Here is a 7,907-nt window from a genome sequence, read left to right as displayed (position 1 = left end):
GGCGTGGTGCGCGGCTACCTCGGCCGGCCGGAGCTGACGGCCGAGCGCTTCATTCCCGACCCCTTCGCCTCGACGCCCGGAGAGCGCCTGTACCGCACGGGGGACCAGGTGCGGCGGCTGGCCGACGGGGGGCTGGAGTACCTGGGCCGACTCGACTTCCAGGTGAAGGTGCGCGGCTTCCGCATCGAGCTGGGAGAAATCGAAGCGGCGCTGGAGCAGCACCCGCGGGTGCGGCAGGCGGTGGTGGTGGCACGCGAGGACGTCGCGGGCGACAAGCGGCTGGTGGCCTACGTCGTGCCGCCCTCGGGGGCGCAGGCGCCCGACGCCAGCGCGCTGCGCGAGGCCCTCAAGCAGCAGCTACCCGAGTACATGGTGCCCTCGGCCTTCGTTGCCCTGGAGGCCCTGCCCCTCACCTTCAACGGCAAGCTCGACAGGAAGGCTCTGCCCGCGCCGGACGGGGCGCTCTCCGCCCGCGTCGAGTACGTCGCGCCTCGCAGCGAGACGGAGCAGAAGCTCGCCTCCCTCTGGAGCGAGGTGCTGCGCGTCGAGCGCATCGGCATCCACGACAACTTCTTCGAGCTCGGCGGCCACTCGCTGCTGGCCACCCAGGTCGCCTCGCGCATCCGCACCTCGTTCGGTGTGGAGGTGCCCCTGCCCACCCTCTTCGAGGCGACCACGCTCGAGATGCTCGCCCGGGCCGTGGAGACCTCCATCCGCTCGAAGCGTGCGCTGGCCTTGCCGCCGCTGCGACCGGTGGAGAGAACAGACGCACTGCCGCTGTCGTTCGCTCAGCAGCGTCTATGGTTCCTCGACCAGCTCATCCCCGACAGCGCGCTCTACAACATGCCCGCGCCGCTGCGCCTGGAGGGCTCGCTGGACGTGGCTGCCCTGGAGCGCAGCCTCTCCGAGTTGATGCGCCGCCATGAAGTGCTGCGCACCTCCTTCCCCGCTGACGCCGATCAACCTCTCCAGGTCATCGCGCCACCCGCACCCTTCCCCCTGGAGCGCGTGGACCTGAGCGCCCTGTCCGCCGAGGCGCGCGAGGCCGAAGCCCGCCGCCTCGTCGAGGCCGAGTGCCGCAAGCCCTTCTCGCTCGCGCATGGCCCGCTGCTGCGTGCCCTGCTGCTGAAGCTCGAAGCGCAGCAGCACGTGCTGGTGCTCAACATGCACCACATCATCTCCGATGGCTGGTCCACGGGTGTGGTGGTGCGTGAGGTCGCGGCGCTCTACGAGGCCTTCTCGCAAGGCCAGTCTTCGCCCCTGCCCGAGCTGCCCGTGCAGTACGCCGACTTCGCCGCCTGGCAGCGCCAGTGGCTCCAGGGCGAGGCCCTCGAAGCTCAGTTCTCCTACTGGCGCCAGCAGCTCGCCGGTGCGCCGCGAGTGCTCGAGCTGCCCACCGACAGGCCCCGCCCGGCAGTGCAGTCCTACCGCGGCGCCACCCTCTCGCGGCTCATGCCCGCGACTGTGTCCAAGGCGCTCCAGGCGCTCTGCCAGCGCGAGGGCGTCACCTCCTTCATGGCCTTGCTCGCCGGCTTCCAGGTTCTGCTGTCTCGCTACTCCGGGCAGACGGACGTTGTCGTGGGTACCGACATCGCTGGCCGCACCCATGCCGACACCGAGGGCCTCATTGGCTTCTTCGTCAATCAGCTCGTCATGCGTGGGGACCTATCCGGAGACCCCACCTTCCGTGAGCTGCTGGGCCGCACGCGTCAGGTGGCGCTGGGTGCCTATGCGCACCAGGACGTGCCCTTCGAGGAGCTGGTGCGCGTGCTCAACCCCGAGCGCAGCCTCGCCCACGCGCCGCTGTTCCAGGTGAAGCTCGTTCTTCAGAACGCTCCCGCTACGGAGCTGAAGCTGCCGGGCCTCGCCCTGCGAAGCGTGGAGAGCAGCACGGGTACCGCGAAGTTCGACCTCTCGCTCTCCATCAGCGAAACACCCGAGGGCCTGGCCTGCCTCGCCGACTACAGCACCGACCTGTACGACGCGGACACGATGGCTCGGATGCTGGAGCACCTGCAGGTGCTGATGGAGGCGGCTGTCTCCAGACCCGACACGCGCCTGTCGTCCCTGCCGCTCTCCAACGAAGCCGAGCGTCAGCGCGTGCTGGTGGAGTGGAACGACACCCGCGTGCCCCTGGCCGTGGACACCTGCATCCACCACCTCTTCGAGCAGCAGGTGGCGCGCACGCCGGATGCGCCTGCCCTCGGCTTCGAGGGCGCGTGGCTCACCTACCGGGAGCTCGACGCGCGCGCCAACCAGCTCGCCTGGCATCTGCGCTCGCTGGGCGTCGGGCCCGAGGTGCGCGTCGGCTTGTGCGCCGAGCGCTCCCTGGAGCTGGTGGTGGGCCTGTTCGCCATCCTCAAGGCCGGCGGCGCCTACGTCCCGCTCGACCCGTCCTACCCCCGTCAGCGTCTGGAGTGGATGCTGGAGGACGCGCGTCCCGCCGTGCTTCTGGCGCAGCCCGCCCTGCTGACCCGCTTGCCGCAGACGCCGGGGGCCACCGTGGTGGCTCTGAGTGACGAGGCACTGCGCGCTCTGCCCACGCACGCGCCCGCGCCGCTGGCCACCCCGGACTCGCTGGCCTACGTCATCTTCACCTCGGGCTCCACCGGCCGCCCCAAGGGCGCCATGAATGCCCACCGCGCCGTCGTCAACCGCCTGCTCTGGATGCAGCAGGCTTATGGCCTCTCAGGCCAAGACGTGGTGCTGCAGAAGACGCCCTATAGCTTCGACGTCTCCGTCTGGGAGTTCTTCTGGCCGTTGATGACGGGCGCCCGCCTGGTGCTCGCGCGCCCTGGCGGCCACCAGGAGCCCGACTACCTGGTGCGCCTCATCGCCGAGCAGCACGTCACCACGCTGCACTTCGTGCCCTCCATGCTCCAGGTCTTCCTGGAGGAGCCGGGGTTGCAGCGGTGCGCGTCGTTGCGGCGCGTGGTGTGCAGTGGCGAGGCCCTCTCCGCCGAGCTGGCGCAGCGCTGCATGCAGCGGCTGCCCGGCGTGGGCCTGCACAACCTCTACGGCCCCACCGAGGCCGCCGTCGACGTCACCGCCTTCCACTGCCTGCCTGAAGAGGGACGCCGCTCCATTCCCATCGGCCGTCCCATTGCCAATACCTCCATCCGCATTCTCGACGCGCACCTGCGTCCGGTGCCGGTGGGCGTGCCCGGTGAACTCTTCATCGGTGGCATCCAGGTCGGTCGCGGCTACCTCGCCCGGCCCGAGCTCACCGCCGAGCGCTTCATCCCCGACCCCTTCTCTTCCCAGCCCGGTGCCCGTCTCTACCGCACCGGCGACAAGGCGCGCTGGCTGGCCGACGGCCATATCGAGTACCTGGGCCGGCTCGACTTCCAGGTGAAGGTGCGCGGCCTGCGCATCGAGCTGGGTGAAATCGAAGCGGCCCTGGAGCAGCACCCGCAGGTGCGTCAGGCCGTGGTGGTGGTGCGTGAAGACTCCCGTGGCGACAAGCGGCTGGTGGCCTATGTCGTGTCGTCCTCGGGTGCGCAGGCGCCCTCCATCACCGAGGTGCGCGACTTCCTGAAGACGAAGCTGCCCGAGTACATGGTGCCCTCGGCCTTCGTCCCCCTGGAGACCCTGCCCCTGACGAGCAGCGGCAAGGTGGACCGGAAGGCCCTGCCCGCGCCGGACGCCGCGCTGGCGACCCGCGCCGAGTACGTCGCGCCTCGCAACGAGGTGGAGCAGCGGCTGTGTGACATCTGGGCGCAGGTGCTCGGCCTGAAGCAGGTGGGCATTCACGACAACTTCTTCGAGCTGGGCGGCGACTCCATCATCAGCCTCCAGGTCGTCGCCCGGGCACGGCGGGCGGGCCTGGTGCTCGCCACCCGTCAGCTCTTCCAGCACCAGACGGTGGCGCAGCTGGCCCTCGTCGTGAAGTCCGCCTCCGCGACGCTCGCCGAGCAGGACCCCATCACGGGTCCGGTGCCGCTGACGCCGGCCCAGCACCAGTTGCTGGCGCATGATGCGGAGCACGCCTACCACTACAACCAGGCGGTGCTCCTGGCCTCGCGCTCGCCGTTGGAGCCCACGCTCCTGGAGAAGGCACTGGCGCTCGTGGTGGCCCACCACGATGCCCTCCGCCTGCGCTTCCAACAGGCGGATGGCCTCTGGCGGCAGGAGAATGCCAGCCCCAACGAGGCGACCTTCCACCTGCTCCAGGTGGACCTCTCCTCCACGCCTGCTTCCGAGCAGCCCGCGGCGCTCGAAGCCGAGGCCTCGCGCTTCCAGGCCGGCTTCGTCCTCTCTCAGCCTCCCCTGCTGCGCGCCGCCCTCTTCCACCTCGGCAACGGCCAACAGCGCCTGCTGGTCGTCGCGCACCACCTCGTCATCGACGGCGTCTCCTGGCGTGTGTTGTTGGAAGACCTCGAGTCCGCCTACCGGCAGCTCCAGCAAGGCTCCGCCGCCTCGCTGCCGGCGAAGACGACGTCGTTCCAGGCCTGGGCTCGCCGACTTCAGGACCACGCCCGCTCCGAGTCGCTGTCCTCCGAGGCGGCCTCCTTCTGGCTGGACGAGGCCCGCGCTCGGGTGGCGCCGCTGCCCACCGACGCCTCCGGCGCCAACACGCACGCTTCCGAGCGTTCCGTCTCCGTCGCCCTCGACGCGGAGGAGACGAAGCTGCTGCTGCAGGAGGTGCCCACCGCCTGGCGCGCGCACATCAACGACGTGCTGCTCACCGCCCTGGCTCGGGCCCTCTCCGAGTGGACCGGCCAGTCCGGAGTGCTCATCGACCTGGAGGGCCACGGCCGCGAGGAGCTCTTCGACGACGTGGACGTCTCGCGCACCGTGGGCTGGTTCACGTCCTTCACGCCCGTGTTGCTGTCCGTGCCGTCACACGGCTCGGCCGGTGAGTGCCTGCGGGCCGTGCGCGACTCGCTGCGCCGCATGCCCCACCATGGCATCGGCTTCGGTCTGCTGAAGTGGCTCGGGCCTGACGACGTGGCCCAGCGGCTCCAGGCCCTGCCCACGCCGCAGGTCGCCTTCAACTACCTCGGCCAGCTCGACGCCTCGGCCGCGTCCAGCCAGCTCTTCATCCCAGCCTCCGAGTCCCCTGGCGGCACGCTTGCTCCGTCGGGCACGCGCCAGCATGCGCTGGAGATCAACGGCTCCGTCTTCCAGGGCTGCCTGCGGCTCGCCTTCGGCTACAGCGCCCACCTGCACCACGCCTCCACCATCGAGTCGCTGGCCGGGCGCTTCCTGCACCACCTGCGCGCGCTCATCTCCCTGCGCGCTTCCGAGGACGCCCGACGCTTCTCTCCGGGCGACTTCCCGCTCGCCGCTCTATCCCAGCCCTCGCTCGATTCGCTGCTGCAACAGAGCGGGCCGGACGTCGAGGACATCTACCCGCTCTCACCCACCCAGCAGGGCATCCTCTTCCACGCCCTGTTCTCTCCGGGCTCCTCCAGCTACTTCCAGCAGCTCTCCTGGACGGTCACCTCCGCACTGGACCTGTCGGCGTTCCTCGACGCATGGAAGGCCTGCCTCCAGCGCCACACCCTCCTGCGCTCCTCCTTCCATTGGGAGGGGCTCAGCGCGCCGCTGCAGGTGGTCCACTCCCAGGTGGAGCTGCCCTTCGAGATGCTCGACTGGAGCACCCTGCCCGCCGATGAGCAGCAGGCCCGTTTCGAGCAGCTCCTCACCGAGGACCCGCAGCGCGGCTTCGAGCTGCGCCGTGCGCCCCTGGTGCGACTGACGGCCATCCGCCTGGGGAAGGAGTCCGTGCGCTTCCTCTGGAGTCACCATCACCTGCTGGTGGATGGCTGGAGCATTGGCCTGCTCATCAGCGAGGTCTTCTCCCTCTACGAGGCCTTCCGCTCCGGCTCCGCGCCGCAGCCCGCGCCCAGGGCGCCCTTCCGCGACTACATCGACTGGCTGCAGCGCCGCGACGCTTCCGGCGACGAGGCCTTCTGGCGCTCCTACCTGGAAGGCTTCACCTCTCCCACGCCGCTCCCGGCGGACACGCACGCCGCGCCGCCGCGGGGCGAGCAGCCCAGCCATTCCACCCTCGATGTCGTCCTTTCCGCCGAGGACACGGCCTCCCTGCAGGCCTTCGCTCGTCAGCATCAGCTCACGCTTCACACGTTGGCGATCGCCTCGTGGGGACTCGTGCTCTCCCAGCACTCGGGTGAGCAGGACGTCGTCTTCGGCAACACCGTCGCGGGCCGTCCTCCCGAGCTGCCCGGCTCCGACACCCTGGTCGGCATCTTCATCAACACCCTGCCCGCGCGCATCCGTCTGCCCTCGGAGGCCTCGACCCTGCTGCCCTGGCTCCAGTCGCTCCAGGCCCAGCAGCTCGAGCTGCGCCAGTTCGAGCACTCTCCGCTCGTCCAGATACAGTCCTTCAGTCAGGTGCCTCGGGGCGTCTCGCTGTTCGACTCGCTGCTCGTCTTCGAGAACTACCCGCTCGATGCATCCTTGTCGGGGGCAAGCTCGCTCCGGGTGGAGGATGTCGAGGCCTACGAGCGCACCAACTACCCGCTCACCCTCTTCGTCCTTCCGGGTTCGTCGCTGCGTCTGCGAGCCGTCTACGAAGCCCCCCGCTTCGAGGCCGCATCCATGCAGCGGCTGCTCGAACACTGGCGCAATTCCCTGCGCGCCCTGGCCTCCGCCGCCCGGCTGAGCGACATCTCCCTGCTCACCGAGGCGGAGCGTCGCCAGCTGCTGGTGGAGTGGAATGACACGGCCACCGACTTCCCGGCCGAGGCCTGCATCCACCACCTCTTCGAGCAGCAGGTGGCCCGCACTCCCGACGCGCCCGCCCTCGGCTTCGAGGACACGTGGCTCACCTACCGGGAGCTCGACGCGCGCGCCAACCAGCTCGCCTGGCACCTGCGCTCGCTGGGCGTTGGCCCCGAGGTACGTGTCGGCCTGTGCGCCGAGCGCTCCCTGGAGCTGGTGGTGGGCCTGTTCGCCATCCTCAAGGCTGGCGGCGCCTACGTCCCTCTCGACCCGTCCTACCCTCGCGAGCGTCTGACGTGGATGCTCGAGGACGCGCGTCCCGCCGTCCTCGTGGCCCAGCCCTCGCTGCTGGCCCGGCTGCCGGAGACGCTGGGCGCTCGCGTGGTGTCCCTGGACGACGCGTCGCTGCGCGCTCTGCCCACGCACGCGCCCGCGCCGCTGGCCACCTCCGACTCGCTGGCCTACGTCCTCTTCACCTCGGGTTCCACCGGCCGCCCCAAGGGTGTCCAGGTGCCCCACCGCACCGTCTCCAACTTCTTCACCGGCATGGACGCCCACCTCGCGCGGCCCCCTCACGCCGCCTGGCTGGCCGTCACCCGCCTGTCCTTCGACATCTCCGTCCTCGAGCTGCTCTGGACGCTGGCGCGTGGCTTCCGCGTCCTGCTGCAGGCCGACACCCTGAGTCCCGACTGGCTGCCGCGCGCCGTGCGCCAGCACGCCATCACCCACCTGCAGTGCACGCCGTCCCTGGCGCGCGCCCTGCTGCTCGACTCCGCCAGTGCCGAGGCCCTGCGCTCACTCCAGCAGCTGCTCGTCGGTGGCGAGGCCCTGCCGCTGGAGGTGGCCCGCCAGCTGCGCGAGCGCGTGCCCTCCGTTCTCAATATGTACGGGCCGACGGAAACCACCGTCTGGTCCTCCTGCTTCGCCCTGCCCGCCCAGCCTTCCGTCATCAGCCTGGGCCAGCCCATCGCCAATACCCGCCTGTACGTCCTCGACTCGCACCTGCGGCCGTTGCCGGTGGGCGTGCCCGGGGAACTCTTCATCGGCGGTGCGGGCGTGGTGCGCGGCTACCTCGGCCGGCCGGAGCTGACGGCCGAGCGCTTCATTCCCGACCCCTTCGCCTCGACGCCCGGAGAGCGCCTGTACCGCACGGGGGACCAGGTGCGGCGGCTGGCCGACGGGGGGCTGGAGTACCTGGGCCGACTCGACTTCCAGGT

Annotated in this window: 1 protein-coding gene; it reads left to right on the top strand. The window is 70.4% G+C overall.

Translation table 11 applies throughout. From position 1 onward, the window contains the following. A partial coding sequence (locus tag HG543_RS49270) for a non-ribosomal peptide synthetase (protein WP_169351921.1) occupies window positions 1-7,907 on the top strand: 7,907 nt, incomplete at both ends.

This window comes from Pyxidicoccus fallax (genome assembly GCF_012933655.1).
Taxonomy (GTDB): domain Bacteria; phylum Myxococcota; class Myxococcia; order Myxococcales; family Myxococcaceae; genus Myxococcus; species Myxococcus fallax.
Note: the sequence above shows the minus strand (reverse complement) of the source record. Positions and strands in the feature narration are given on the sequence as shown.